This window comes from Winogradskyella psychrotolerans RS-3 (assembly GCF_000427335.1).
Taxonomy (GTDB): Bacteria; Bacteroidota; Bacteroidia; order Flavobacteriales; family Flavobacteriaceae; genus Winogradskyella; species Winogradskyella psychrotolerans.
This window is the reverse complement of sequence record NZ_ATMR01000058.1, coordinates 1-554: the sequence shown is the minus strand read 5'-3', so window position 1 is coordinate 554 and position 554 is coordinate 1. Positions and strand designations below refer to the sequence as shown.

1 protein-coding gene is annotated in these 554 nt (G+C 34.3%); it reads right to left on the bottom strand.

Annotated elements, in window-relative coordinates; translation table 11 throughout:
- Window positions 1-312 precede the first annotated feature (312 nt).
- A partial coding sequence (locus ADIWIN_RS21175; RefSeq protein WP_235047018.1) for a hypothetical protein occupies window positions 313-554 on the bottom strand: 242 nt, incomplete at its 5' end.

Genomic DNA, 554 nt, shown 5'->3' with positions numbered 1-554 from the left:
TTTGTATATGGTTTGTTGCGTGTTTCAGCGAGTAAGTTAGCAAATAATAACCGAAATAGAAAAGCCGAAGGGCTTTTCGTGAGTAGGCGAGAAGCAGCAATAAATTATATACAGTGTTGGCTAACGTTTTTTATTTTCCTGCGTTGTGTTCCCACGTAATATTTCCGAACGTTTTGTTATTCATACTTATTTTTATTTTACACTTAAATATCAAAAAAAAATCTCCGAATTATTATTTCGTTTTTTCCACAAAGAGAATCAGTATCGATTGATTTAAGCAACCAAATTCCGATTAATTAAATTGCGAACAGTTCAACCGTACGTTTTGCCATTCCGCTTATCAGCCAAAAGTTGAGGATTGCTATAATATTGATGTAATGAACAGAAATCGGGTGAGCCTAAATTCGCGCGTAACGTTCCGCAAGAGTAAAAAATTCCAGCATAATATTTTTTAAGGTTCAGCTTTAAATTCCAACTTAGTTTTCTGAAGCAAATAAATACAGAACTTGGTAAAAGCCTTGAAATTGTTGACACGCGTGAAATGTTTGCCAACG